The organism is Methanogenium sp. S4BF (assembly GCF_029633965.1).
In the GTDB taxonomy this organism is placed as follows: domain Archaea; phylum Halobacteriota; class Methanomicrobia; order Methanomicrobiales; family Methanomicrobiaceae; genus Methanogenium.
Genome location: NZ_CP091277.1, coordinates 105,569 through 129,768 on the forward strand (window position 1 = coordinate 105,569; position 24,200 = coordinate 129,768).

Consider the following 24,200-nt stretch of genomic DNA (forward strand, 5'->3'; position numbering starts at 1 on the left):
CCATGTGTCTGAAATGAGTGAAAAAAATGAAGGAAATTTCAGATAAACCGTGGTTTCACGGAGAGGTTCTTTGGGGTGTATATTTTCCGCACCGGTTTGCCTGCAGTCACCGCAGATATTGCCTCAACCAGTGCTTCCGGTGTCATCTCTTCCTTGTATGGCTTCTTTGGCTGTGACTCCTTCCGGATGGTCACGGTGAGTGTGCCGGATTCAGCTTCTGCATCACCGACGATTGCCACGTATGGCACCCAGTCCATGCCTGCTTCCCTGACCTTCTTGCCGACCGACTCTTCGCGGTCGTCAATGTCACAGCGGATGCCTGCCTTTGTCAGGGCTGCACATACCTCAGTGGCGTAGGGGATATGGCGCTCGGCCACCGGCACGATACGTGCCTGTGTCGGGGAGAGCCATACCGGAAGCATCGGGACATCCTGTGTTGCGGTCTTCTCCAAAAGGGCGCAGATAACCCGCTCAATCGAACCGGTTGGAGAACAGTGGATGATGGGGGGATGTACCTCTCCTTCGTCGGTGAAGTATTTGATATCGAACCGTGTTGATGATTCCACATCAATCTGGACGGTCGGGTTCTCGATGGGGCGGCCCTGTCCGTCAATCGCTGCAAGGTCCACCTTTGCCACCCAGTAGTGCACACGGTCAGAGAGCAGTTCAATGAGCATCGGCACACCGGATGCCTTTACGATGCCCTTGACCCAGTCCTCATGCTCTTCGTAGAATCCTTCCGTACACCGGAAGACACCGGCCAGCGGTGTCTCGAGGTCGCGGCCGGTCTGCCAGCCGATCATCAGCTGCTCTTCAAAGCAGGAGAGCGTCTGGTCCATGTCGAGGCAGAGGGAGTGCATATCTGGCATCGTAAATGCCCGCAGGCGCTTCAGGCCGATGCACTCTCCCTTCTGTTCATGACGGAAGGAGTAGGTGGAGAGCTCGTACATCTTCATCGGGAGCGTGTTCGGTGAGATGTGCATGTCGTGCATGATGGAGAACATCCCGAAACAGGCGGCAAACCGGAGCATCATATTGCGGTTGCCTGATTTGAACCTGTACTGGCGTTCGCCGAACTTTCCTGCATGTTCGTTTATTGCCGGGTTGTCAAGGTCGTACATGACCGGCGTCTCAACCGGCATGCCGCCATAGTCAAGCACCAGTCCGAGGACATAATCACTGAGCAGGTCGCGGATGATCTTTCCCCGTGGCATCCACCGGTGGTTTCCGACATCAGAGAGAGGCTCATAATCAACGAGTTCCTTTGCCCGCATCAGTTCGCAGTGCACAGAGTCACCGGATGTTTCTGCGGCGATTCCGGTCTCTTTTATGACCAGCTTCCCGAATGGTGTGTCATCTGCATATTTCGCAGAATCTTCCCGGACGCCTTCAGGGGTGAGGACAAAAAAGGTATGTGTGACTTTCTTCTTCTCTGCCTTCTCTTCTGCGTCCTCCGGAGTAATCGTCCGGGAGAGTTCAGAGAGGGGGTGGCCCTTGCAGGAGAGGGTGAATGCCTTGTACCAGCCAAAGGGTGCACGTTTGACGGTCATCCCTTCTGCCTGGGAACAGATCTCCTCGATTGCTGTCAGTGCCTGAATCGCCGCTTTTGGGGACGACAGGTCACTGGAGAGGTGGGCATACGGGTAGATCATGATATTTGTTGTGCCGAGCTTCTCAGCCGCCTCAAGGATCTCCGCTGCGGTTTTGGCCGCAACACCCGGGATATTCTCTTCGTCCGGCGCTTCCACAGCACAGAATGCTGTCAGTGCCTCTTCAAGTCCGTCGGCCGGCACAATGTTCTCTTCTGCTACCGGTGTCTTCTTCTGGGCCTCATATGTTATCTGGTCGGAATGAATCAGCAAAATCCGCATGGTTGATACTCCTCGGTATATATGTCGCGAGTACCGTTTTGATCTTTTCCGTAATTAGGGTATGGATTCCTGGTATGGACCGGTTCACCTGATATTTTTATGGTAGCGTGAGAGGGTTGCCTGCCGCTGGTTCAGATATTTTGCATCCCCTTTTGAACCGTATGGCTTCTCTGCACGTTCTGTTGTATAAAATACAAGCTGACCGATTGGCATTCCCGCATAGAGGCGGACCGGACGGCGGTTTGCATTTGAGATTTCAAGAGTAATTGTCCCGCAGAATCCTGCATCGATCCATCCGCCGGTCTGGTGCAGGGCAATGCCCAGGCGCGCAATGCTTGATTTTCCTTCGATGGTTGCCACGATGTCGTCCGGCAACGTAATGCACTCATGCGTCTCTGCAAGAAGGAACATACCGGGCGGAACATCAATGTACTCTGCATGCTTCTCGCTCACGTGGGAGACAATTGAATCCTGTTCGTACGGGTCGATAACGTCATCAGACTCTTCATACCATACAAAATGGTCCCCCAGCCGGATGTCAATTGAATTGGGCTGAATAAACTTCGGATCGAACGGGTCGATTTTTATAAATCCCCGCTCGATGCGGTTCTCTATCTGCCAGTCAACGAGAATCATAATACCTGATAGAAAATGGGTTGTGAGCGGTATTTATTTTATCTTGAAAAATTGCCGGTCTCTGTCCCGGTCATTCAGGGACCACCCCACTGTCCACGGTTGTTGAATCATCATCTCCCGTGCTTTTCCCCCCATTGATGTGCCACTCGGCACGGCGGATGAGGCCATGGAGGGTGGTCACTTCCCGCCCGGTAAGGAGAGTGCGGCCAAAGATCCGCCGCATCATTGTCATGGTATTTGCCCGCTTGTATTCGCGGTGGTCAACGAGATCAAGGAATTCGTCGATATGGTCGTAGAGGGCATCCATTTCGCACCGGGAGGCGGTGATGTACTCTCCCCGCGGAAGGTGTGCAAGCTCATAGCAGATGATGCCGACTGCATGAGAGATATTGACAATCGGGTACACCGGTGATGTCGGGATGGTGCAGATGACATCACACTGGCGGATCTCTTCATTGGAGAGCCCCCAGTTCTCTCTCCCGAAGAGAATGGATATTCTGCCGTCAACAGGGGCTACGATATCCCGCAGTTCGCCCGGCGTATAATAGGGCATGCGCATTGCATGGGATATTGTCTTTGAGAGTTCACCTGTTGTTGCAACAAGCATGTTGGACTCTGCAATCACGTCATCAAGCGACTCTGCAATGACTGCCGATTCCAGCACATCCTTTGCATGGGATGCACGGGCAGTTGCCTCAATGCTCATCTCCGGCGGGTTAATGAGGACAAGCCGGGTGAACCCGAAGTTTTTCATTACCCGCGCGGCAAATCCGATATTCCCTTCATACAGGGGTTCAACAAGGACTATTTCGACCTCTGGCATGGTTTTTGTTCTCTCTTTTCAGTGGACTGCTTTCACGGTTGCCTTCAGTGCGGAAACACCGTCGTCATAGACGGCATTGCCGACGACAATGGTGTCAGCATACCGTGCCATTTCTGCAGCCTTCTCTGCATTATTGATGCCGCCGCCATAGAACAGGCGGGCGTCAGAGACAGCTTCTGCTGCTGCGGCCACCACTGCCGGGTCGCCATACGTTCCCGAATATTCGATATATACCACGGGGAACGAGAAATACTGGTCTGCCACCTCAGCATAGGCGGCAACATCTGCTGCTGAGATGTCACACCTGGCACCTGTCACTTTGCCGACGGATGACGCCGGATTCAGGACGATATAGGCCTCAGGAACCACTTTTGACCAGTCGACACGGGTATGTTTTACCCACCACTGGTGTTTGCCCACCATCCAGCGGATATCGGATGTGTTGAGTACGCTGGGTACAAAAAGGCCGTCCACTTCATTCAGGATAACTGCCTCAGGGCCAGCAGGTTCAACAACGATGGGCAGGTCATACTCCTTCACCTGCGCCAAAAGCTCCTGCATATTCTCCCTGGTTACATTCAGTGTCCCTGAGAGCATCAGGGCGTCCGTTCCGCTTGTCGCAATCTCTGCGACTGCATCGTTGCCGATTACTTTGTCCGGGTCCAGTTTTGTGATATGAACCCAGTCTTTCCAGCTGTCATCCATCGTTATCAATCAGTTTTATTTGCATGCATCCTGAAATGCACGAATCTTCTCTGCCGGTATCCCTGTCATCTGTGCAAGGTGTCCGGCATCTGCACCCTTCAGCCCTGCCGGGTCAATAACCCCGGCCCGGTACAGCCGTTCCAGCATTGCCTCACCCAGACCCGGGATCTGCAGGAGTTCTTTGCGGCCGGTCTCCACAATCTTTGCTGTAACCTTCTGCGGTGGTGCAACACCCATCCCTGTGCAGACCGCTGCAGCATGCTTCCAGGCCGTCTCCGGCTTAATGCCGGTGATGATACTGAGGTATGCGGGGTGGAGGGCGCAGAAGTCTGCCGGTGTGGTGATGCCCGCCTCAAAGTATTTCTTCAGACTCACCGCGGGCACCCCGTATTCACGGAGTGCGGCGCGGTTATAGACCGCCCGTGCCTCATGCAGCAGGGCTTCTGCCTCTGCTGCGGAGAGGTGCATCCGGGTGAGTGCCTCAGGTGTCATCGCAGCCAGACCTCCCAGGTCCCCGACCCCTGCCTCAACAAGGGCTGCAGCGACTTTGGCAGGTGAACGGCCCCGGCGGGGCACCACATGTTTGCGGACGAATTTCTTTAATTCTGAGCGTTTCCGGAGGAGTTCAAGGACCCCTTCAGCCTCTTCACGCATGCATGCCACTGTTGCCGCATCGGTCGTGAGTGCTGCCTCCAGCCGTTCCGACCCGATGTTAGCCACCTCATACACACTGTAGATATGGGCCGCATGCAGGCGTGCAATCATCTCTTCGTCTGCGGAGGGCATCATCATGAGTGCTTCACGGTTGGAGTTGATGTGGTTGCAGAGCGGGCACCCGATCTCCCATGGGCGTGCCCCTTTCCGAATGAGGCGGACATAGTTGAGACCGTGCTCCTCACAGGTCTTCTCTTCCCGAATGGCTGTGCCCCATGCCGCACCGGGGAGGCCGATATTAAAGGTGCAGTTGGGGTATCCCGTACATCCGATGAACTGTGACATGCCCTTGGTCTGGCGTATCATCAGGTCATGGCCACAGACCGGACACTTTCCGATGATTCTCTCCTCATCGTTTCTGTCCATAATTTCACGGCCGATCTGGTCCTCGTTTGCTTCGAGGGCGTCAAAGACGCGGCGCAGCATTGTCTGGGATTCTGAGATGACCTCATCACGGGAGAGTTTTGCCTCCTTTATCTCCTCCATGTGCTGTTCAATGATGCTTGTCATCTCCGGGTCTGTGATGGGCACTCCATGGTTCTCCATCGCCTCAATAACACCCCTCCCGACAAGGGTGGGGCGGACCGGGGTCCCCTCCACATATCGGCGTGAGACCAGTTTGCCGATAACTTCGTGCCTGGTAGACTTTGTGCCAAGCCCCAGCTCTTCCATCCGCTGAATCAGTTTTGACTGAGAATATCGGGGGGGCGGTGTGGTATACTTCTCCTCATTGTTGACGGCAAGGATTGGGAGACGATCCCCCACCTGCATCTCCGGAAGAATAGTCTCTTTTGCCTCACTATAGGGGTAGACTTCCCGGTATCCTGCCTCTGCAAGGAGTGATCCGGTGGCGGTATAGGTCTCAGCCCCTGCGTCAAAGAGGTATTTCAGTGTCGTCCACTGTGCATCCGGTGAGAGTGTCGCAAGAAACCGCCTGACAATGAGTTCATAAATTTTCCACTGGTCGTCAGTGAGTGCCTCCTTTTTTGCGGCCCCTGCCGGATGAATCGGGGGATGGTCAGTGGTTGATTTTTTGCCGTGAGTCGGTTCTTTTCTGCGGTGCGCCTGCGTCCACTCCACCGCACGGGAGAAGCTGGTCTTCTTTAGTTCCTGTAAGACACCCTCGAGATCCAGTGACTTTGGGTATACGGTATTGTCCGTACGCGGATAGGAGACATAACCGTTCATATACAGATCTTCTGCGATGCGCATCGCATTTGCCGCAGAAAATCGCAGACGGCCTGCTGCGACAATAAACGACGTGGTATCAAAGGGCGCCGGTGCCCGATCGATCCTCGTTCCTCCCTTTACGCTGGTGACAACGAGGGGTGCAGAGGTGTTCTGTTCAGCTTTTATTGCCTCACTCTTGTCGTGGAATCGGTCGGTGGTGTGGCGTGCGGTGACCGGCGTTTTGTCCTTTTCGGTATCCACCGAGAGCATCCAGTAGGGCTCCGGTACAAACGCCTCAATCTCCTTTTCGCGATCGACGATCATCGCGAGGGTCGGACTCTGGACCCTGCCGACGGAAAGAATGCTTTTCCCGCCCCTTTTGGCGGCAATTGATATGAACCTGGTGAGGGATGCCCCCCATATGAGGTCAATGATCTGGCGTGCCTCACCTGCTGCTGCGAGATCAAAATCAATCTCCGCAGGCTCTGCAAACGCAGCTGTTATTTCCTGTGGCGTGATTGCGGAAAACCGTGCTCTCTGGACGGGCACATCTGCATTGGCGGTACGCACAATCTCAAAGGCCTCTTTCCCGATGAGTTCTCCTTCCCGGTCAAAATCAGTGGCTATGGTGACAAGCGTCGCCTTTTTTGAGAGTTTTTTTATCAGGGAGACAATCTTCTTCTCGGTTGGCTTTTTAATAGTCCCCGCGTCAATCAGGGTCCGTGGGGTATTCACCTCTGAGCGCCAGTTGCTGTATCCCGGTTCAAAATCAATCTCCACCACATGGCCGCGCAGTCCCAGGGTGATGGCGTCATCAAACCGGTAGGTGCTGACACCATTCTCTTTTCCGGTGTGAACCTTTGTCCCTTTGCCCGATTCCGCTGAAGCAGCAAGAATATCTGCGATGCGCCGGGCTGCAATATTCTTTTCCGCAATGATAAGATGCATCGGTGTTCAGTCCTCCGCTTCTTTCAGAGCGGCAGCCATTGCGGTATTAAGTTCTTTGGGGTCAGCCCGTCCGCGAGTCGCTTTCATGACCTGCCCCACGAGGAAGTTTACAGCTCCTTTTTTCCCGGCCCGGTAATCAGCAACGGCATTGGGATTTGCGGTAATGACCTCCCGGATGATATCGGTGAAATCATCTCCGGCAGCCTTGGTGAGGCCCAGCCGGGTCACAATATCAGCAGGCATCTCACAGGATTCAGGGTCTTCTCCCATGCACTGGTCAAGCATCGTTCTGAGCACTTCAACGCCGGATTTGTCGGTTATCGTGTCATCACGGATGAGTGCGATGAGGTCTGCGATGTTCATCGCGGGCACGTCATCAATGCGCATCGAACGGTAGTTAATCTCGCCCAGGAGGATGTCTGCCACCCATGTGGCTGCAATGGCGGGGTCTGCATCCGCGACGGACTCATAGAAATTTGCGACCTTCAGGTCACCGGTGAGGGTGCGGGCATGGTTCTCAGAGATGGCGTACTGTGCCATAAACCGTTCCCGGCGTGCATCCGGAAGTTCAGGCAGTTCAATGTCGTCCACCCATCCTGAGACTCTCAGGGGGCGTAGATCCGGCTCCGGGAAGTACCGGTAGTCGTTCTCATCCTCTTTGCTTCTTGAAGAGGTGGTGATGCCCCGTCCTTCCAGGAAATGGCGTGTCTCCTGTTCTATTTTCTGTCCCTTCCGGATGAGGTTGCGCTGGCGGGTGATCTCAAAGTTGAGTGCCTTCTCCACACCTTTATAGGAGGAGATGTTCTTGCACTCCACCCGGTTATGTCCTTTTATGGAGATATTCGCGTCTACACGGATGGACCCTTCCCGCTCCCCGTCAAAGACCTCAAGGTATTCCAGTGTTGATCGGAGTTTGTTCAGGAAGCGGCGTGCTTCCTTGGGGGACCGGAGGTCAGGCTCGGTTACGATTTCGATTAGGGGTATGGAACTTCGGTTATAGTCAACAAGGGAGTAGCCTGCCCGGTCCCGTGATGACTTGTGAACCAGCCGTCCGGGGTCCTCTTCAAGATGAATCCGGGTGATGCGGACTTTTTTCGGGTGGCCCTCGTCGTCATCCACCTCCATGATGCCATTCTCTGCGATCGGCTTGTCATACTGGGATATCTGGTAGCCCTTGGGGAGATCGGGGTAGAAGTAATTCTTACGGGAAAACTCTGAGACTTCCGGCACGGTCAGGTTCAGGGCCTTTGCGACTTTCAGGGCATACAGCACCGCCTGTTTGTTCAGGCGCGGCATTGCACCGGGGAGCCCCAGACAGATTGGGCATACATGGGTGTTTGGTTCATCTCCCTGGAAATCGGTAGAACAGCCGCAGAAGAGCTTTGTCTTTGTATTGAGCTGGCAGTGAATCTCAAGGCCGATGATGACGGTTTTGTCAGTCATTTTTAGAGCACCTCCGTCTCGTAGGCAAATGCAGCGTCCACAACACGTTCATCCTCAAAGTGTCGGCCTATTAACTGCAGGCCGACAGGCATCTTCTCAACGGTTCCACAGGGAACCGATATGGCAGGCACTCCTGCGAGATTTGCAGGTACCGTCAGGATATCTGCGAGATACATCGAGAGGGGTTCACTCTTCTCCCCGAGCTTAAATGCGATCTGCGGCATGGTCGGGCCTGCGATGAGATCAGCCTCCCTGAATATTCTCAGGAAGTCTTTGCGCACGTTCTCCCGTGCCACCTGTGCCTTAGCATAGTATTTGCCGTAGTATCCGGCAGAAAGGGCGAATGTCCCCAGCATGATACGGCGCTGCACCTCCTTTCCGAAGAGTGCACCCCGGTGGTCACGGAATTCATCGTGCCATGAGCGCTTTGTCTCAACGGACGGGCCAAAACGCACTCCGTCGAAGCGGGAGAGGTTTGAGGATGCTTCACTCGTACAGGTCACGTAGTATGCAGCAAGCGCATATGCCATCGAGGGAATGGAGCAGGGCATTGTCTCGGCACCGGCATCTTCCAGCTTCCCGATAGCTGTGCGCACGCACTCTGCCACCGCGGGGTCTACGCCCTCGCCGAAAAATTCGTCCGGGACAGCGATTTTCATGCCTGCAATATCTCCGGACAGGGTGTGCGCATACGGGCGGTCATAGGCTGTCGAATCACGGGGGTCAGGGCCTGCAATGGCAGACATCAGGATATTGACATCGGTGACGGTCCTGCCCAGAGGGCCTATCTGCTCCAGCGAGTTGGAGTATGCTATGAGGCCGTAGCGCGAGACACGGCCAAAGGTTGGTTTGAGGCCGACAATGCCACAGAATGCCGCGGGGCACCGGATTGAACCGCCTGTGTCACTGCCGAGCGCCATGTCAACCATACCGGCGCCGACTGCTGCGGCACTTCCGCCGGATGAACCGCCGGGAACGCGTGATGCATCGTGGGGATTTGTGGTCGGGCCGTATGCACTGTTTTCGGTGGTTGTCCCCATCCCGAACTCGTCCATATTGGTCTTGCCCACAATGGCAGCGCCTGCCTCCCTGAGGCGTGTTATTACATGTGCATCAAAGGGCGGGACATATCCGGCAAGGATACGGGATGCACAGGTGGTGGGGATGCCTGCTGTCGAGATATTGTCTTTGACAGCAATTCCTTTTCCTTCAAGCGGGCCGCCTGTCTCCTCGTACATGGCCACGTCCAGACGGGTAATAAATGCATTCGTCCGGTCTGCTTCATCAAAGAAGTACTCTTTTGCCATTGTCACATCACCCGCGGTGCCCTGATATGCCCGTCTTCCGTCTCATGGGCGTTAGCACATGCTGCTTCCTGTGTCAGTGAAGGGGTGACCTCATCCTCACGCAGGACATTAACAAGATCGGCAACGCCTTCTTCACCTTCACTGACGGTATCCAGGATATCAAAATATTCAAGTATATGATTGAACTGGGAGGTAAATTCTGCCAGTTCCTCTTTTTGTATATGGATATCTGCAAGTTTTGCAATTCCTTCTACATCATTTTCCAAAACCATACGTTTCGCGCCCTTCAGAGTTGATTCATGTACCCTTGTACTGAGTTTTTATAACCGTTTTTGCGTGCGGCCTGCTGGATGACCTTCCAGATGCCGCTTCCGTACTGCATTGCCTTCTTCTCATAACAGGCGGTTTCCCGCGTCATATAGCTGCATGCGACCTTTCTGAGGGGGCGTTTTCGGATTCCCCCTGATACTTTGGTATGGGCAGGAATTGCTTCCGCAGCGCGCACAACGCGTATATCAAGAAACGGGCAGGAAATAAGGCAGCCAAAAAGACCGGCCACCGCCTGGTCGCGTGCGCCCTGAAGTGCAAGGCCGGCGAAGTCATCCCGAAAGAGACGCTCAATGTCAGCAGCATCAAGATACCGGGAATATCCTCCAAAGAGTTCGTCTGCCCCCTGACCCGCGAGAATGCGGGAATATCCGATCTCCCCTGCCCATTGCGCAACGAAATAGAGCGTTGCCGCAATCGATGCATCGACCGGTGTGACACGGGGGATTACCTTCATCACCGCTTTCAGGGCGTCTTCGACATCTTCCGGGGAGACGGTGACGCAGGTATGGTCCAGACCAATTTCACGTGCCACACTGGTTGCATGGCACAGATCATGTGAGCCGTCAATTCCCACAGTCACGCAGGGGAGTCCTGCAATGGCTGCAATAAGAGCGGAATCAACACCACCGGAGAATGCTACGACTCCTTCGGAACTTCTGAGCCGCACTGCCGTTTCAATAGCATCTGCGAGCGGCAGAAGGGGAGGTTTTGGCCTCACATGACCTGTCACCACTCTCTTCTCCATCACCACTCCTGCATCGCATCTGCCGGGAACGATACCCATCTGATCACGTGCGCATCCATTCTCCCAGGAAAGAAAAAACTCTCCCCCGCATGAGGTGAGCCAGTCTGTCCCTTCACAGAGACGGCAGGCAATCTCTTCAGCGGTACACACCGTACCGTCTGTTTCTATCCAGCCCTTCAGGCTAATCTCCGCTGCCATCTCTTTGCCCCGTTCCTGATATGTCCGGTCCTTTTGTACAATATCTTCACTGAGTAGAAAAAGAATGTGAATTTGGCCAGTCCGGGGGCCGGCATCGGCTGGCCTGCCCTCTCCCCGGAAGGGGTATTCACCTGTTCATGCAGGAATTGTCGGTTTATATCCCGAAAGAAAGATATGCGGCATCTTCATTCCGCCTGCCTGTCGGTGGGTGCCGGGTTCTGCTCGAGCATCCTTTTGTACCAGACAAACCATGGTGTGTCCAGAAACCCGATGATATTTTTGGCGACGATCTGGCCGATAATGAGTGGCAAAAGAGGAGCCACCCCGGCAAAGGCGATGGTGACGAAGATGATGGAGTCAAGGGTCAGGCCGACGGCATCACTGGACACAGACCGCAGGATGATCCGCTTTTCATAGCGCTTCTTAAGGCCGGCAAATATGCGTGCGTCAATCGTCTGGGTAATGAGAAACGATACCCATGACGCGATGGTGAGACGGATGCCGAAGGTGAAGATCTCCTGCCATGCCTCTTCATAGGCAAAGAAGGGAGCCGGTGTGAGCGAATTGGTCATGACAAAGAAGATGACCAGGAGCACCTGTGTCACAAATGCGATGAATATGGCAATCTGGGCCCGTTTCATCCCATACACCTCATTGATCATATCAATTGCCTGCGAGATGAACGGGTAGATAAACACAGCCGCCGGTGCGAGGAATACATAGATGCCGATATCAAACTCCACCACGCGTGCGGCGAGAATCTGGGATGCGGCGAGATACACCGCATAGATGGCAACGAGTGCGGCATACCCGTATTCCCGTTTATTGTTCAGCATCCACGCAGCCGCATACGTAACGATGGTGAGGCTTACTGCCCAGTATATCCAGACTACAGGGAATGTCATCGTTTTTCCTCTTTAAGCAGTCGCAACCGTGCTGTGACCACCCGGTGTCTGGAGCGAAACGAAATCTGAGATAGCATCTTTGTAAAAATGGATTGTCAGGGAAATATCTTCCCGGTTATGTGGTGAGCGGCCCCAGTTTTTCGGCGAGGGCTTCCACCTGCGCGACAGCGGTTCCGATGTAGTTGTCCGGATTCAGGAGCGCCACAATCTCATCATAGGTGAGATGGGTGGCAACTGCCTCATCCTCTGAAAATACCTCTGCAACCGGGCGTTTCTCCTCCAGAGCAATCATACAGGCGACCCGTACCCGTTCATGGGCGTCCTGCCGGTCCATCCCGCGCTTCGTCAGTTCGATCATTACGGATTCTGCCATATTCACGCCATGGAGCAGGTCGAGATTCTTTCGGATATTATCTTCGCGGATCCGCAGCCCGGTGAGCACCTTTGTCATGACCGTCAGGATGTGATCGCAGAGAATGCTTGTCTCAGGGAAGGTGATCCGTTCGCATGACGAGTTGGTGAGGTCCCGCTCATCCCAGAGGACATTGTTTGCGAGGGCCGGCTCAACCATGGCCCGGACGATACGGGCGAGACCTGATACCTGTTCTGACTTAATCGGGTTGCGCTTGTGCGGCATGGTGGAAGAGCCGACCTGGTTTTTGCCAAAGGACTCTTCCAGCTCACCGATCTCAGAGCGCTGCATCATCCGCACTTCAAGGGCAATCTTGTCCAGTGTGGTGGCCACATTTGCAAGGAACATGATATACTCTGCAAACCGGTCACGCTGGATGACCTGACTGGAGACATCCACCGGGGTCAGCCCGAGATATTCCATCATATTGGCCATGACTGCAGTGCCCGCCTCTCCGAGAGATGCCTGTGTTCCCACAGCACCGGTCATCTGGCCGACCGCTGCACGCGGACGGAGCTGTTCCAGTCGCTCAATATGACGGGATACCTCAGACGCCCAGATGGCAAACCGGAGGCCGTAGGTGGTGGGCACGCCAATCTGGCCATGGGTACGCCCGGCGCAAACCAGATTCTTTGTCTCAATGCTGCGCTCTAAGAGCACACCAAGCAGGGTTCTGAGTTTCTGCTCGATGATGCCGAGGCTCTCTTTCACCTGAAGACCGGTTGCGGTGTCGAGAATATCATTTGATGTGGCTCCGTAGTGGACCCATCGTGCAGACCCACCACAGACTTCGGAGAGGGCCTTTACGATGGCCATCATATCGTGATTGATCTCTTCTTCAATCTCCTTTGCGCGTGCAAGGGAGGCGTCTGGTGCGTGCGCCTCTATTTCATCGGCAGCAGCCTGCGGAATAACTCCTGCCTTTGCCTCTGCGACAGCAAGGCCGACTTCAGCTGAAACAACACAGCGAAACCGGTTCTCTTCATCCCAGACAGCTCGCATCTCCTGAGTGCCGTACCGGAAGTCGATGGGGTGGATTGCCATAGTACTCTATACATGCGGCCGGATGCGCAAAAATGGTTTGTAGAAAACGGGGGTGAAAGGTACGTTTCAGGCACTGTTCAGATGAAAAGATCCGATGAGTTCTCCTTTCGATGAAGGGGAGTTGTCTGATGTTATTCTCTGATGCGGTATTCTGCATCAATGATCATCGGGTCGCTCTCTTCCGGCATCAGGGCCCAGAGGACAATGTAGAGGAGTGTCATGGGCAAAAAATACGTGAATATCGTGAGCACCACCCAGACAATCCTGATCAGCGTGGGACTGACGTGCAGATAGCCGCCAATGCCGGCACAAACGCCTCCCAGCATCCGGTTGTCAGCAGACCGACCGAAACGGCGTGATGATTCCATACGTAATGTATCTTCTGCCTCCCGGATAAATTTCTTTGTGCAGTACGATCCCCGCCGGTCCATACCCAAGAGTAGATGATGCACCACAGACAAATATGGGGGTTAATGGGCGTCAGAGGTGACTATTTTCCGTACGGGTCATACCGTCCCCACCAGGAAGATATGCTGGATATGGCAGCTGCCTGTGCACGGGAAGGCGGCATCGGGATGATTGATGCCCCGACAGGCTGCGGTAAATCAAGTGTAGTTTCAGCCCTCCTTGAAGAGGCAAACGGCAGAAAAGTCATTGTCGCAGTACGGACGGTCAGTCAGCTCAATACGTTTGTGCGTGAACTTGAACTCGTCCGGAAAAAACATCCGAATCTGCGGTACTCCTATCTTGTCGGCAAACGCCAGATGTGCCCGATGGGAGGAGAGGGGGACACCTATCGTGTCTGTGAGGGACTGAAGGCATTCTCCACTTCCCTGATGCGCGAACGTGCGCGGAAAGGTGCACATGTACCGGCCAATGACAAAATCATTGACGAACAGGTCCGGAAACAGGATGTGGACCACCCCCTCCTGTGCCCCTATTTCATCCGGAGCCGGGTCTTTATTGAGGGAGCGGACGGTCTGCGGATGGTGCCCTCAGGGACCCTCAAGACCCGTGCTGATCAGGTGGCACGGACACAGGTTTCACCCGATCGACTTCATGAATTCTCCAAAGGTCTCTGTCCGTATGAGGTAATGCTGCAGGCTGCACGGGATGCTGATGTGATACTGCTCAATTTCCACCATCTCTTTAACACAGACATTCGTGACCAGCTGTACCAGTCGCTGGGTATTGAAGCGGAGAATGCCCTGCTTCTGGTTGATGAGGCGCACAACTGCGGAGATACCGTTGAGAGCATCCAGTCTGTCACGCTCTTCCGTGCTTCGCTTGATCAGGGCATGATTGAACTGGGAAGAATGCGGGGGCGTGTCTCAGGAGTCGATGCCCTCCTGAATATGCTGCCCCGTGTCGGGCAGTTTATGGACTCCCTGCAGCGGTCATTCAAGGAAGAGGACTGGTTTGACCCCGCGACCTTTGTCCGCTTTGTGCTTTCCGGGAGCCTCTATCAGCGCATTGATGAAATAGTTGACGACCTTCTCAAGGCGGAAGAGACGTATCATGAGGCGCAGAAACAGGCGGGTGACTTCAAAGAGAGTGCTGTGGAGCGGCTGACTGCCTTTTTCTACCGGATTATGCGGGCGCTTGACGACCCTGCCTTTCTCACTCTCTACCGGAAGAAGGGGGAGGAGATCTCTCTTCAGGTGCGCAATATTGACCCCTCATCAACCATGAAGGACATTGCATCCTATCATGCCTGCGCCATTTTTATCAGCGGCACGCTTTCTCCGGTGGACAGGTATCGGCGCCTCTATTTTGAAGACCTTCCGGTTAAGACTCTCAGCCTTCCAAATGCGTTCCCACGCGAAAACCGTGCGCTTTTTTGTGCACGGGACGTCACCTCCACCTACCGGATGCGGCGGGATGCCGGAAATACGGAGCGTATTGAGGGGTATATCCGCAGTTTTGCGGCTCTTCCCGGAAGTCTGGCCGTATATTTCCCGTCATATGAACTGCTGGAGCGGTTCACAGCACGCCTCCCGTCACGCCTGAACCGAAAGAAGGTCTTTATTGAATCATCGTCATCATCGGATGCGGCGGGTGACCTCCGGGAGTTTATGTCCCTCCCGTCCCGCGGGGAGTTTGGTATTCTTTTTGGTGTCTGCGGCGGAAAATGGAGTGAAGGGCTGGATTACCGGGGGGAACTGCTATCCGGTGCTCTGGTATTCGGCCTGCCGCTTGCGCCGTTCACGGAAGTGCGGCGGATGACAAATCAATATTTCAAAAACAAATTCGGGCGGGAGGGGGAGTTCATCTCGTACACCATGCCTGCCATAAACCGGGTCCTGCAGGCGCTTGGCCGCGTGCTGCGCACACCGGAAGACCGTGGTGTTCTTCTTATAGGGGAAAGCCGGTTTCTTGAGGATGAAGTCCATAGTGGTCTTCCCCCCTGGATGCAGGAAGAGATGGTGCCATGCACGCTCTCCTCGTTTATTGAAGAGGCCAAATCGTGGCGCTGACGTCCGGAGCCTGCCGGTTTGATCTCTGGTGGGTGCATGTTGACTGGTCAGATGACTGTATCCATCGTATATCATTTGCAAAGAGCGGTGAGGAAGGTCCGGTGCCCCCCTCCCTCAGGGCATACTGTGCGGGAACCCTGCGGGAGACGCTTCCCCTCCGGTCCGCTGCAACAGAGGATAATGCACCCTATGCTGCCGTGTATCGTGCGGTCTGCCGAATTCCGTATGGACAGACGGCTACATACGGGGAGATTGCATTGGAGTGTGGGACCTCCCCGAGGGCCGTCGGAATGGCAATGCGGAGAAATCCAACTCCTCTGGTTGTTCCCTGTCACCGTGTTGTGGCAAAGAACGGACCTGGGGGGTATACGCCCGATATTTCAATAAAATATGCACTTCTTGCGATGGAACAGCAGGAGTTACAGTCCTAAATGCCGAATCAGGGCGGGTTAATCCCACCGGAAACCGTTGATTATTTTCTTCCGGGTAAGGGCATGCGTTCTGTCCGGTCCCCATATGGGTGTTCTTCCTATTCCCTCCAGTAATCTTCGTGAGAGTATCAAAGGGAGTCGGCAGCGCCGTGGATTTACCATCACAATTTCCCCCTTGGCACTGGTATGGCCCCCTAACCTCTTCGGGGCTGAAACAATGACCATTTAAATGTACTGAGGGCATATCTATCACGTACCGGAAGATCATGAAGATAGCAGTACTTGGGGCAGGTGCAGTCGGGCTTTCCATTGCTGCCCGCCTCTCATCACTGGCAGAAGTCCATGCGGTTTCACGACCACGGCATGCAGACGCCGTCACACGTCTTGGGCTGCGCCTTACCGGCCTTTGGGGCGATGAGACCTATTTCTTTCCCTGCGCCACAGACCTTCCTGGCGATGAATATGATTATATTCTTATTACATCCAAGGCGACGCAGACACGGGAGATCTGTGAACAGTTTAAGGACAGATTCGGGAATGCCGCTGTTGTGTCCATTCAGAATGGAATAGGAAATGAGGAAATAATCAGTGAATATACCGGCAATGTAATCGGCGCCATGATCATCACCGGATTTGAATGGCGGGGTGACGCTGACATTCATATCTCGGTTATCGGAGGGGATGCACAGTTTGGCCTGTTCCCGGACGGATGTGACGACCGTGTTTTCTCCCTTGCCGGACTCTTTGAAAAGGCGGGGATTGTCGCTGTTGCGACAGATTCAATACGGACAGCTATCTGGGGGAAGACTATCTACAATGCGGCGTTAAATCCGCTTGGTGCAATTATGGGGGTGCCGTACGGCACCCTCCGGAATCCGTATGCCTGGGAAGTAATAACAGACATCGTACAGGAAGCGTACGCCGTTGCAGATGCGGAAGGCATCATACTGGAACATCCTACGGCGGATGCGTATCTGGAATACCTGCATGATGTACAGGTTCCTGCAACCGCCAGCCATCATTCATCCATGTACCAGGCACTGTCAGCCGGAAAACGCACAGAAATTGCCTTTATAAACGGGGCCCTGGTTACAAAAGGGAACGCACATGGCATTCACACCCCCGCAAACGAGTTCCTCACCCGGCTCATCCGGTTCCGGGAAACACTGGGAGATTCGTGATTATTTCATGCGTTCAGGTGTCATTCTCGCAGGTGGTGAGGCCCGCCGGGCTGGAGGGATGGAAAAATATTTCTTCAGTCATTGCGGTGAGACCTTTATTTCACGCCTTGTTTCCACCCTGAGCGAAATCGTCGATGAAGTCATAATAGTGGCCCGCGACAATACCCAGTGCCAACGCTTCTCCGGGATTGCAGGTGTCAGGGTTGTACCGGACCGGTATAAGGGTCTCGGCCCTGTCGGCGGCATTCATGCCGGTGTCACTGAAGCCAACGGAGACTTCATCTTTGCTGTTGCCTGTGATATGCCCTGTGTCAACGGAGCAGTGATTGAGTATCTTTTTCGTGTCGCAGAGGGGTATGACGCAGCAATCCCCCGTTGGGAGAACGGGATGACAGAACCCCTTCATGCGGTATACCGGCGGCAGGCACTGGTTGAGCGGTTTGAGGGTGATGAGGCACGGTCGATGCGTGATCTCGTGGCTGGTCTTACCACTCATTATGTCGACTGCAGTCTCCTCCGCAGGTTTGACCCGGACCTCATGACGTTCACCAATATCAACAATGCTGATGATCTCGCCCGCCTGCAAACGGTTTTTCCGGAGGGCTGAGCCGTGGTTCGGATACAGGTCATTGCCGTGGGAAAAACAAAAGAGCCGTTTTACCGGGATGGAGTTGCAGAGTATGCCCGGCGGCTGACCGGGATGGCGGAATTCCTGATTACCGAAGTGGCGGATGAGCGTTTGCCGGACAATGCGGGTTCCGCTGAACAGGCACGCATCCTTGAAAAAGAAGGGAGCCGCATTCTCTCCCATATCCGCCCGCAGGACCTGTGCATTGTGCTTGACGTCGGAGGGAAGCAGATGACGTCAGAGGCTTTTGCCCGGTACATCAATGACGCCATACTGGAAGGAAACAGCAGAATTGCCTGTGTCATTGGCGGCAGTCTTGGCATTGCACCGGAGGTGCGGTCACGGGCTGATCTGCTGCTCTCCTTTGGGCTTATGACCTTTCCGCACCAGATGGCACGGCTGATTCTTGCAGAGCAGGTCTATCGTGCTGCGATGATTAATGCCGGCCGGCAGTATCATCGGTAAAAACATCCGAAAAAAGACATTGTTACGTCTTCTCTTTTTCAGGAGTCTGCTGTATTTTTCTTACCATTCCTTTCCGGGGAAGTAAATACCTCCCCGGACCTATGCCGCATGCATCGCAATGCTGACTCCCCGAAAGAGCGTTACCCGGTAAAACCACCTGTTTCCCCAGGCGGTCACTGCATTGACGGTGAAAAGGGGGATGTTGATGAGGATGTATATGCCGAAATGGATGTAAAATCCCCGGATGTCCGGCACATACGCCTATAACCTGCGGCAGGGTTTTTCTTCCATGGTAACCTGAAATGGCAGGCGGAGACAAAAAACATTGGGGGCAGGTTGTGACGGGCAAAAGGTTAGAGAGACTTCCTGCGCCCGGATGCGTCCCGTCCGTATGACCCGAATTCACTGTCCACGATAATATCTCCGGTAAATACCGGGCCATCACGGCAGACCCGCAGACCCGTGGGGTCAATACAGCATGATCCGCAGATTCCAACGCCGCATTTCATGTAGCGATGAAGGCTGAACTGCCCTTTCTCCGGGCATCCTGCCTCAATGAGGATGCTGAGGACTGCCTTCATCATGACCTCAGGGCCGCATACACAGATGGTGTCGTAGGATGAGGGGTCTGCTGCCCGCAGGAGGTCTGTTACAAACCCGTGGTGCCCGTATGTGCCGTCGTCAGTGGCGCACTGAAGGCTGGTGCATCCGGAAAGCTCTTTAGCAAAGAGCAGTTCAGCGGCAGTGCGTGCCCCCAGGATAAAATCATCTGCCATGCCGGATGTGGCGAGAAGGCGCAGTGGTGCTGCCCCGACACCGCCTGCGACGGCGAGCGTTTTTCCGGTGGGGGTAAACCCGTTTCCGAGCGGTCCTTTGATTCCGATCTCATCCCCCGGACTGAGCGCAAAGAGCGCTTCGGTTGCCTCCCCGACCTTCTGTACGGTAATGGCATTCTGTGCGGAGAATGCCATGGGTATTTCATCTGTGCCGGGCACCCATACCATGCAGAAGTGGCCCGGTTCTGCCGGAAACCGGCGGGAGAAGACGAATGTCCTGATGGATGGCGACTCCTCGATGATGTCGGTGATTACCACAGGGACAGATGGAATTTCATGCATGGGCGCACCCCACGATATCTTCCGGACATTTCCCACCCTCATGACGATAAAGGCTCTCTGTTATCTGCCGGAATATCTCCGCATCATCAATGACCGCGCTGCCGATTTCAACCGCTGACGCACCGGCCATCATCATCTCCACCACATTGTCTGCACTTGATACGCCGCCGCATCCGATGATGGGTATTTCACAACTTTCATACAGTTCCCATACGCACCGTACGGCCACCGGGAAGATGGCAGGGCCGGAGAGACCACCCATGCCGTGCCCCAGCACCGGCCGCCGGAAATTTGTCGATATCCGCATCGCCTTTACCGTATTGATTGCCACAATCGCGTCTGCTCCCCCGCGTTCCGCAGCAAGGCCTATCTCCGTTATATCCGTAACATTCGGGGTGAGTTTCACCCATACCGGGAGTCCGGAATGTTTGGCCATGCGCGTACATTGCTCAACCATATCCGGGTCCGCCCCCACTGCCGCCCCATATCCTTCTGCATGCGGGCAGGAAAGGTTGAGTTCAAGCGCCTGCACCCTTCCCGCAAACCAGTCCGCCACTTCTCCGAACTCCTCCGGAGTCCCTCCGAAGATGGACGCGATGACCGGGGCCCCCGCGAGTCCGTCCAGTTCCCCGATAAAATCGCGGGACGGGTTGGGAAGACCCATTGCGTTCATCACGGCACCGTCATAAACGGCAACACAGGGACCTTTGTGCCCTTCTTTCGGTTCAGGTCCGATTGACTTCGTAACAACGCCCCCTGCACCTGCTTTGAGCATCCGTGCGAGGGATGCGCCGGTTGTTCCCAGCACTCCTGCTGCAAGGATGCAGTGGTTCTGCAACCTGACGCCGCCTACTGTTATCTCTCCCGGAATTAACGTGACCATCTGGTTAGAAATTGTAGTTATTTATTATTAGCATACCCATAACTGATCCATGACCAGCCTCTCGGTAATGGGTGTCGGAAAGATTGGTGGTGAGGTTGCCTACCTCGCCGCAGTGCTGGGAATTGCAGATGAAATCTGTCTTTATGACAGCAATACTGCCCTCTCCCATGCACAGGCGCTTGACATTCTTCATACCGGTATTGATCTCTCTGTCTCAACAGACCCTGACGACATCAGCGGGGCTGATATTGCAGTCTTTTCTGCAGGTATGCCGCGGACGCCTGATATCAGAACCCGTGCTGACCTGCTCTCGGTAAACCTTCCTGCAGCCGATGACTGTGCTGCTTTTCTGGATGGGTATTCCGGTGTTCTGATCACAATAACAAATCCGATGGATGCGAATAACTATTATCTTCACCGGCAGTGCGGCATTCCCCGTGAACGGTGTCTCGGATTCGGCGGTCAGCTTGATGCGGCGCGATTCGGCGGTTACCTGAAAGAATATGGTATTCAGGGCGACGCATGGGTGCTGGGCGAGCATGGTGAGCATCAGGTGCCGCTTTTCTCCTGCCTCCCTGAGGCTGTGACTGAGGATATCCGCAATGATATTCTGGGAAAGATGCGCCGGTCAAGTATGGAGGTGATCCGGGGCAAGGGGGGCACTGTATTCGGGCCGGCATGGCATATTGTGAATCTTATTCGCACCGTGGCTGATGATGCCCATGCCATACTGCCGGTCTCCTGTGTCCTGAACGGTGAATACGGCATATCGGGTTGTTCTCTGGGAGTACCGGCACGAATTGGACGGGGCGGGATTGAAGAGGTCATTGAATGGAACCTTGACGACTGGGAACAGGCACGGTTCATGGAGGCGGCTGATGCATCCTGTGCACTCTGCAGGAGGGCTGATGAGTAACAATGGGAGTCTCAGCCTTGCAATAAACCAGGTTGAGTACGGAAATTCTCCCGATGGCCCGGTGGTCTATATCTTCGGGCGTGACCCCGCCGGCACAGCCCACCAGATAGAGGTGACCGGGTTTCGACCCTATTTCTATGCTCCTCTGGAGAAGGCAGATTCGCTCCCTCCCCATCCGAAGACAGAAGTTGATACAACCGCGGTCTATACCTCGATACGGGGAGAAGCGCTTCGGAGAATCTATACCCGCTTACCCGGTGATGTCCGTGATGTCCGTGATTATTATGAACCGCATTACGAAGCAGACATCCCCTTTGCCACCCGGTACCTGATAGACAGGGGTCTGACCGGCGGCGCCATGGTGCCGGGCCCATCTTCAGATTTCCGTGATATTATACCCACAGAGGTGGATGCACCCGCACGTATCTGTATGATGGATATTGAGTGTGAGGATGAGCGTGGGTTTCCGGAACCAACGCGTGACGCCATTGTATGCATCACCTGCCATGATTCGTTTGATGATGCCTATGTGACCCTCTATCTGCATCCTCCGGGTGATGGGGAGGGTCCGGTGCCTGTCCCGGTCCGGCCGAACCATCAGATTATCACCTATACCTCGGAGCGGGATCTCTTCAGGGGTCTTGCGGCATATATCCGCGAGACGGATCCGGATATCCTTTCCGGGTGGAATTTTGTCGATTTTGATATCAGTTATATTACAAAACGCATGGAAGCACTGGGCCTTGAGCCAGACTCCCTCTCCCGGATTCCCGGGGCCGGTGCCAGAAATCCGCTCCGTGGGCGGGCCCTCTTTGACCTTTTAATGGGATACCGGAAGATGCAGAGCTCCCGCAAGGAGTCATACCGGCTGGACGCCATCGGGGAGGATGAACTCGGGGAAGGCAAGGTCCGCTATACGGGCACCCTGAGCGATCTCTGGCGGAATGATCCGCAGAACCTCGTGGCCTACAATCTCCGTGATGTTGAACTCTGTGTGGGTATTGATGCAAAGAGTACAATCATCGGGTTCTACCGGGAGATTGCCCGGTATGTTGGCTGTCCGCTGGACCGGACCCTCAACTCTTCGAATGTAATCGATATCTTTGTGCTTCGCAAGGCATCCGGCAAATATGTGCTTCCTTCAAAGGGATTTGCGGCAGGTGATGAATTTGAGGGTGCAACAGTCTTTGACCCTTCACAGGGAGTGAAGGAGAATGTGGTTGTGCTTGATCTGAAGTCCCTGTACCCGATGTGCATGATGACTATCAATGCATCAATGGAGACGAAGGATCCGGACGGGGAGCTCCATGCACCCAATGGCATCCGGTTCAGAAAAACCCCGGACGGGCTCACGCGGGCTATCATTTCAGACCTTCTCAATGAACGCGATGAGAAGAAAAAACTGCGTGACACCTTTGAATACGGCTCACCGGATTACCAGTTGTATGACATCCAGCAGAATGTCCTCAAGGTGATCATGAACACCTATTATGGTGTCTCCGGATATGCCCGGTTCCGCCTGTATGACCGGGAAATCGGATCAGCTGTCACCTCAGTGGGGCGGGCAATCATTGCCCACACCCGTGACGTGATCACGGGTATGGGATACACGGTAATCTACGGGGACACGGATTCCTGTATGATTGAACTCCCTGTTGCCGACACCGAAGCGACAATTGCCATGGCACGGGCGATTGAGGCACGCCTCAATGAGAGTTATGGGGACTTTTCCCGTGACGTCCTCGGCGCTGATACGCATTACTTCTCCATCAAATTTGAGAAGATATACCGGCGGTTCTTCCAGGCCGGACGAAAGAAGCGGTATGCGGGACATCTTGTCTGGAAAGAGGGAAAAGAGGTCGATAAGATTGATATCGTCGGGTTTGAGATGAAACGCTCCGACTCATCCCAGGTGACAAAAGAGGTCCAGCAGCATGTGATGGAGCTGATATTACGGGGTGCCGGGAGGGCTGCTGTCAAATCATATCTCGGTGACGTGATCAAAAAGTACCGCAAAGGGAATTATTCTCTTGATGAAATCGGGATACCGGGTGGTATTAACAAATCACTTGACAGCTACAAAAACAAGGATGCACACGTCAGGGGGGCAGAATATTCCAATAAGTACCTGGGGGCCGGTTTTCTCTCCGGAAGTAAACCCAAACGGGTGTACATTCGAAATGTAACGGGCAAATACCCAAAGACCGATGTTGTGTGTTTTGAGTATGCAGACCAGATTCCACCGGAATTCGAGGTAGATCTCGAAAAAATGCTGAACCGGTCGGTTGAACAGCCAATCTCGCGCATTATTGAAGCAGTCGGCTGGACGTGGCAGGATATGGACCCGTCGCACACGACGCTCTCAGACTTCTTCTGAAACGCCGGCCCTGTGGGTATCAGCGGTCCGGTACACTCCTGATCCGGTTCCTGTCACCCGCCGGGAAATCCTCCCCGGGATCTCATCCGGTTGAGAGAACTGCCTGGTGGCTGTATGATATCGTCTCTGTGGGAGTCTTTCCGGGGAGTACACCCGACATCCATGGGATGGCTCAGGCGGCTGAATTCAGCAGCATCGGCACGCATTGCTGCATCCTTCCTTTTCCTCATATTTCCGGGAGATTTTAGTCAGGGAATTTCGGAATCTCTGCTCTTAGACCCCTGTGTGCCCGATATGCCGAATCGGAGGTGCCTGACTCTCTTTGGCAGATGGGTTGGTGGCGTATCTGTGAATATGCGGGAAACCGGAAGCTGGAAGAATGGTGCAGGACGACTCGTTCCATAGAAAATGGGGTGATTCTCCTCATAAATCCTGCATATCTGCAGGGTGGGTTATGAGGAAATAAAAGAATT

Annotated in this window: 23 protein-coding genes; 7 read left to right on the forward strand and 16 right to left on the reverse strand. The window is 54.3% G+C overall.

Going from position 1 to position 24,200, the window contains the following annotated elements; all coding sequences use genetic code 11:
• Positions 1-38: 38 nt before the first annotated feature.
• The 12 genes from L1S32_RS00550 to L1S32_RS00605 form a co-directional block, all read right to left on the reverse strand.
• Positions 39-1,871, reverse strand: coding sequence for a threonine--tRNA ligase (locus L1S32_RS00550; protein WP_278155438.1), 1,833 nt, complete (start codon positions 1,869-1,871; stop codon positions 39-41).
• Positions 1,872-1,955: 84 nt separating this feature from the next.
• Complete coding sequence (gene dcd, locus L1S32_RS00555; RefSeq protein ID WP_278155439.1) at positions 1,956-2,507, reverse strand: dCTP deaminase; 552 nt, start codon at positions 2,505-2,507, stop codon at positions 1,956-1,958.
• Between the two features lie 70 nt (positions 2,508-2,577).
• Positions 2,578-3,330, reverse strand: coding sequence for an RNA methyltransferase (locus L1S32_RS00560; RefSeq protein WP_278155440.1), 753 nt, complete (start codon positions 3,328-3,330; stop codon positions 2,578-2,580).
• Positions 3,331-3,348: 18 nt separating this feature from the next.
• The gene (locus tag L1S32_RS00565; RefSeq protein WP_278155441.1) at positions 3,349-4,035 is read right to left on the reverse strand and encodes a phosphoglycerol geranylgeranyltransferase; all 687 of its coding nucleotides are present in this window, start codon (positions 4,033-4,035) and stop codon (positions 3,349-3,351) included.
• Positions 4,036-4,050: 15 nt separating this feature from the next.
• The gene (locus tag L1S32_RS00570; protein WP_278155442.1) at positions 4,051-6,867 is read right to left on the reverse strand and encodes a DNA topoisomerase I; all 2,817 of its coding nucleotides are present in this window, start codon (positions 6,865-6,867) and stop codon (positions 4,051-4,053) included.
• 6 nt (positions 6,868-6,873) lie between these two features.
• Positions 6,874-8,310 (reverse strand): Asp-tRNA(Asn)/Glu-tRNA(Gln) amidotransferase subunit GatB, encoded by a 1,437-nt coding sequence (gene gatB / locus L1S32_RS00575; RefSeq protein ID WP_278155443.1) that lies wholly within the window; start codon positions 8,308-8,310, stop codon positions 6,874-6,876.
• A 2-nt stretch (positions 8,311-8,312) separates the two neighbouring features.
• The gene (gatA, locus tag L1S32_RS00580) at positions 8,313-9,617 is read right to left on the reverse strand and encodes an Asp-tRNA(Asn)/Glu-tRNA(Gln) amidotransferase subunit GatA (protein ID WP_278155444.1); all 1,305 of its coding nucleotides are present in this window, start codon (positions 9,615-9,617) and stop codon (positions 8,313-8,315) included.
• Between the two features lie 2 nt (positions 9,618-9,619).
• Positions 9,620-9,889 (reverse strand): Asp-tRNA(Asn)/Glu-tRNA(Gln) amidotransferase subunit GatC, encoded by a 270-nt coding sequence (gatC, locus tag L1S32_RS00585; RefSeq protein ID WP_278155445.1) that lies wholly within the window; start codon positions 9,887-9,889, stop codon positions 9,620-9,622.
• Between the two features lie 14 nt (positions 9,890-9,903).
• A complete protein-coding gene (locus L1S32_RS00590) occupies positions 9,904-10,890 on the reverse strand; it encodes an asparagine synthase C-terminal domain-containing protein (RefSeq protein WP_278155446.1) in 987 nt (328 codons plus the stop codon).
• A 185-nt stretch (positions 10,891-11,075) separates the two neighbouring features.
• The gene (locus L1S32_RS00595) at positions 11,076-11,795 is read right to left on the reverse strand and encodes a queuosine precursor transporter (protein ID WP_278155447.1); all 720 of its coding nucleotides are present in this window, start codon (positions 11,793-11,795) and stop codon (positions 11,076-11,078) included.
• A gap of 115 nt (positions 11,796-11,910) precedes the next feature.
• Complete coding sequence (gene purB, locus L1S32_RS00600) at positions 11,911-13,251, reverse strand: adenylosuccinate lyase (protein ID WP_278155448.1); 1,341 nt, start codon at positions 13,249-13,251, stop codon at positions 11,911-11,913.
• A gap of 131 nt (positions 13,252-13,382) precedes the next feature.
• The gene (locus tag L1S32_RS00605; RefSeq protein WP_278155449.1) at positions 13,383-13,619 is read right to left on the reverse strand and encodes a PspC domain-containing protein; all 237 of its coding nucleotides are present in this window, start codon (positions 13,617-13,619) and stop codon (positions 13,383-13,385) included.
• Positions 13,620-13,724: 105 nt separating this feature from the next.
• Here L1S32_RS00605 and L1S32_RS00610 point away from each other — a divergent pair, with 105 nt between their 5' ends.
• The 5 genes from L1S32_RS00610 to rlmH all read left to right on the forward strand — a co-directional run bounded on the left by L1S32_RS00610 (position 13,725) and on the right by rlmH (position 18,433).
• Positions 13,725-15,728, forward strand: coding sequence for an ATP-dependent DNA helicase (locus L1S32_RS00610; RefSeq protein ID WP_278155450.1), 2,004 nt, complete (start codon positions 13,725-13,727; stop codon positions 15,726-15,728).
• Positions 15,719-16,159: an MGMT family protein gene (locus L1S32_RS00615; RefSeq protein ID WP_278155451.1), complete on the forward strand. Its 441-nt coding sequence runs from the start codon at positions 15,719-15,721 to the stop codon at positions 16,157-16,159. The genes L1S32_RS00610 and L1S32_RS00615 overlap by 10 nt, the downstream gene beginning before the upstream one ends.
• Before the next feature lie 266 nt (positions 16,160-16,425).
• Positions 16,426-17,340 carry a 2-dehydropantoate 2-reductase gene (locus tag L1S32_RS00620; protein WP_278155452.1) on the forward strand — a complete coding sequence of 305 codons (915 nt, stop codon included), beginning with the start codon at positions 16,426-16,428 and terminating at the stop codon, positions 17,338-17,340.
• Between the two features lie 7 nt (positions 17,341-17,347).
• Positions 17,348-17,947 carry a molybdenum cofactor guanylyltransferase gene (locus L1S32_RS00625; protein ID WP_278155453.1) on the forward strand — a complete coding sequence of 200 codons (600 nt, stop codon included), beginning with the start codon at positions 17,348-17,350 and terminating at the stop codon, positions 17,945-17,947.
• Between the two features lie 3 nt (positions 17,948-17,950).
• The gene (gene rlmH / locus L1S32_RS00630) at positions 17,951-18,433 is read left to right on the forward strand and encodes a 23S rRNA (pseudouridine(1915)-N(3))-methyltransferase RlmH (protein WP_278155454.1); all 483 of its coding nucleotides are present in this window, start codon (positions 17,951-17,953) and stop codon (positions 18,431-18,433) included.
• A gap of 99 nt (positions 18,434-18,532) precedes the next feature.
• Here rlmH and L1S32_RS00635 read toward each other — a convergent pair whose 3' ends face one another.
• The 3 genes from L1S32_RS00635 to L1S32_RS00645 form a co-directional block, all read right to left on the reverse strand.
• Entirely contained in the window at positions 18,533-18,688 is a 156-nt protein-coding gene (locus tag L1S32_RS00635; protein ID WP_278155455.1) for a 2TM domain-containing protein, read from the reverse strand.
• A 98-nt stretch (positions 18,689-18,786) separates the two neighbouring features.
• The gene (locus L1S32_RS00640) at positions 18,787-19,551 is read right to left on the reverse strand and encodes a dihydroorotate dehydrogenase electron transfer subunit (protein ID WP_278155456.1); all 765 of its coding nucleotides are present in this window, start codon (positions 19,549-19,551) and stop codon (positions 18,787-18,789) included.
• A complete protein-coding gene (locus L1S32_RS00645) occupies positions 19,544-20,434 on the reverse strand; it encodes a dihydroorotate dehydrogenase (RefSeq protein WP_278155457.1) in 891 nt (296 codons plus the stop codon). The genes L1S32_RS00640 and L1S32_RS00645 overlap by 8 nt, the downstream gene beginning before the upstream one ends.
• A 49-nt stretch (positions 20,435-20,483) precedes the next feature.
• Between L1S32_RS00645 and L1S32_RS00650 the strand changes: the two genes are divergently transcribed.
• Both L1S32_RS00650 and L1S32_RS00655 read left to right on the forward strand, forming a co-directional pair.
• On the forward strand, positions 20,484-21,350 hold the full coding sequence (locus tag L1S32_RS00650) for a lactate dehydrogenase (RefSeq protein WP_278155458.1): 867 nt from the start codon (positions 20,484-20,486) through the stop codon (positions 21,348-21,350).
• Positions 21,343-23,727 (forward strand): DNA-directed DNA polymerase, encoded by a 2,385-nt coding sequence (locus L1S32_RS00655; RefSeq protein WP_278155459.1) that lies wholly within the window; start codon positions 21,343-21,345, stop codon positions 23,725-23,727. The genes L1S32_RS00650 and L1S32_RS00655 overlap by 8 nt, the downstream gene beginning before the upstream one ends.
• A 53-nt stretch (positions 23,728-23,780) precedes the next feature.
• Here L1S32_RS00655 and L1S32_RS00660 read toward each other — a convergent pair whose 3' ends face one another.
• Positions 23,781-23,957, reverse strand: coding sequence for a hypothetical protein (locus L1S32_RS00660; RefSeq protein ID WP_278155460.1), 177 nt, complete (start codon positions 23,955-23,957; stop codon positions 23,781-23,783).
• Between the last annotated feature and the right edge of the window lie 243 nt (positions 23,958-24,200).

Coding starts and splice junctions, on each gene's coding strand:
- L1S32_RS00550 (WP_278155438.1), bottom strand. CDS start 1,871: ATGCGGATTTTGCTGATTCATTCCGACCAGATAACATATGAGGCCCAG.
- dcd (WP_278155439.1), bottom strand. CDS start 2,507: ATGATTCTCGTTGACTGGCAGATAGAGAACCGCATCGAGCGGGGATTT.
- L1S32_RS00560 (WP_278155440.1), bottom strand. CDS start 3,330: ATGCCAGAGGTCGAAATAGTCCTTGTTGAACCCCTGTATGAAGGGAAT.
- L1S32_RS00565 (WP_278155441.1), bottom strand. CDS start 4,035: ATGGATGACAGCTGGAAAGACTGGGTTCATATCACAAAACTGGACCCG.
- L1S32_RS00570 (WP_278155442.1), bottom strand. CDS start 6,867: ATGCATCTTATCATTGCGGAAAAGAATATTGCAGCCCGGCGCATCGCA.
- gatB (WP_278155443.1), bottom strand. CDS start 8,310: ATGACTGACAAAACCGTCATCATCGGCCTTGAGATTCACTGCCAGCTC.
- gatA (WP_278155444.1), bottom strand. CDS start 9,617: ATGGCAAAAGAGTACTTCTTTGATGAAGCAGACCGGACGAATGCATTT.
- gatC (WP_278155445.1), bottom strand. CDS start 9,889: ATGGTTTTGGAAAATGATGTAGAAGGAATTGCAAAACTTGCAGATATC.
- L1S32_RS00590 (WP_278155446.1), bottom strand. CDS start 10,890: ATGGCAGCGGAGATTAGCCTGAAGGGCTGGATAGAAACAGACGGTACG.
- L1S32_RS00595 (WP_278155447.1), bottom strand. CDS start 11,795: ATGACATTCCCTGTAGTCTGGATATACTGGGCAGTAAGCCTCACCATC.
- purB (WP_278155448.1), bottom strand. CDS start 13,251: ATGGCAATCCACCCCATCGACTTCCGGTACGGCACTCAGGAGATGCGA.
- L1S32_RS00605 (WP_278155449.1), bottom strand. CDS start 13,619: ATGGAATCATCACGCCGTTTCGGTCGGTCTGCTGACAACCGGATGCTG.
- L1S32_RS00610 (WP_278155450.1), top strand. CDS start 13,725: ATGGGCGTCAGAGGTGACTATTTTCCGTACGGGTCATACCGTCCCCAC.
- L1S32_RS00620 (WP_278155452.1), top strand. CDS start 16,426: ATGAAGATAGCAGTACTTGGGGCAGGTGCAGTCGGGCTTTCCATTGCT.
- L1S32_RS00625 (WP_278155453.1), top strand. CDS start 17,348: ATGCGTTCAGGTGTCATTCTCGCAGGTGGTGAGGCCCGCCGGGCTGGA.
- L1S32_RS00640 (WP_278155456.1), bottom strand. CDS start 19,551: ATGCATGAAATTCCATCTGTCCCTGTGGTAATCACCGACATCATCGAG.
- L1S32_RS00645 (WP_278155457.1), bottom strand. CDS start 20,434: ATGGTCACGTTAATTCCGGGAGAGATAACAGTAGGCGGCGTCAGGTTG.
- L1S32_RS00650 (WP_278155458.1), top strand. CDS start 20,484: ATGACCAGCCTCTCGGTAATGGGTGTCGGAAAGATTGGTGGTGAGGTT.
- L1S32_RS00655 (WP_278155459.1), top strand. CDS start 21,343: ATGAGTAACAATGGGAGTCTCAGCCTTGCAATAAACCAGGTTGAGTAC.
- L1S32_RS00660 (WP_278155460.1), bottom strand. CDS start 23,957: ATGAGGAAAAGGAAGGATGCAGCAATGCGTGCCGATGCTGCTGAATTC.